Below are 1,469 nucleotides of genomic sequence, written 5' to 3'. Positions count from 1 at the left end.
AACAAGAAAATCTGTGTGAACACTACATCAAGGATGCGCAACTAATAGTAAGGAGGTGATCCAACCCCAGGTTCCCCTAGGGTTACCTTGTTACGACTTCACCCCAGTCATGAAACACAAAGTGGTAATCGTCCTCCCGAAGGTTAGACTAACTACTTCTTTTGCATCCCACTCCCATGGTGTGACGGGCGGTGTGTACAAGGCCCGGGAACGTATTCACCGTAGTATGCTGACCTACGATTACTAGCGATTCCGACTTCATGGAGTCGAGTTGCAGACTCCAATCCGGACTACGACGAGCTTTAAGGGGTCCGCTTACTGTCACCAGTTTGCATCCCTTTGTACTCGCCATTGTAGCACGTGTGTAGCCCTACTCGTAAGGGCCATGATGACTTGACGTCGTCCCCACCTTCCTCCGGTTTGTCACCGGCAGTCTCCTTAGAGTACCCAACTTAATGCTGGCAAATAAGGACAAGGGTTGCGCTCGTTGCGGGACTTAACCCAACATCTCACGACACGAGCTGACGACAGCCATGCAGCACCTGTATCTAGATCCCCGAAGGTACCAATTCATCTCTGAAAAGTTTCTAGTATGTCAAGAGTAGGTAAGGTTCTTCGCGTTGCATCGAATTAAACCACATGCTCCACCGCTTGTGCGGGCCCCCGTCAATTCATTTGAGTTTTAACCTTGCGGCCGTACTCCCCAGGCGGTCTACTTATCGCGTTAGCTTCACTACTCACGGATTAAATCCACAAACAGTTAGTAGACAGCGTTTACGGTGTGGACTACCGGGGTATCTAATCCCGTTCGCTACCCACACTTTCGCACATGAGCGTCAGTTATTGACCAGAGAGTCGCCTTCGCCACTGATGTTCCTCCAGATATCTACGCATTTCACCGCTACACCTGGAATTCCACTCTCCTCTCCAAAACTCTAGTCTGCCAGTTCTAAATGACCATCCCACGTTGAGCGCGGGGCTTTCACATCTAGCTTAACAGACCGCCTGCGTGCGCTTTACGCCCAGTAATTCCGATTAACGCTTGCACCCTCCGTATTACCGCGGCTGCTGGCACGGAGTTAGCCGGTGCTTCTTCTGTTGTTAACGTCACAGCTAGCAGGTATTAACTACTAACCTTTCCTCACAACTGAAAGTGCTTTACAACCCGAAGGCCTTCTTCACACACGCGGCATGGCTGCATCAGAGTTTCCTCCATTGTGCAATATTCCCCACTGCTGCCTCCCGTAGGAGTCTGGACCGTGTCTCAGTTCCAGTGTGGCTGATCTTCCTCTCAGAACAGCTAGAGATCGTCGCCTTGGTGAGCCTTTACCTCACCAACAAGCTAATCTCACCTGGGCTTCTCTTAGCGCGGGAGCCGAAGCCCCCTTTGACCCGTAGGTATTATGCGGTATTAGCTATCGTTTCCAATAGTTATCCCCCACACTAAGGCAAATTCCCAGGCATTACTC

Annotated in this window: 1 rRNA gene; it reads right to left on the bottom strand. The window is 50.9% G+C overall.

The annotated features are described in order from the left end of the window. Positions 1–48: 48 nt before the first annotated feature. A 16S ribosomal RNA gene (locus G399_RS0110880) occupies positions 49–1,469 on the bottom strand; the annotation flags it as partial.

This window comes from Brumicola pallidula DSM 14239 = ACAM 615, from assembly GCF_000428905.1.
Taxonomy (GTDB): Bacteria; Pseudomonadota; Gammaproteobacteria; order Enterobacterales; family Alteromonadaceae; genus Glaciecola; species Glaciecola pallidula.
Note: the sequence above shows the minus strand (reverse complement) of the source record. Positions and strands in the feature narration are given on the sequence as shown.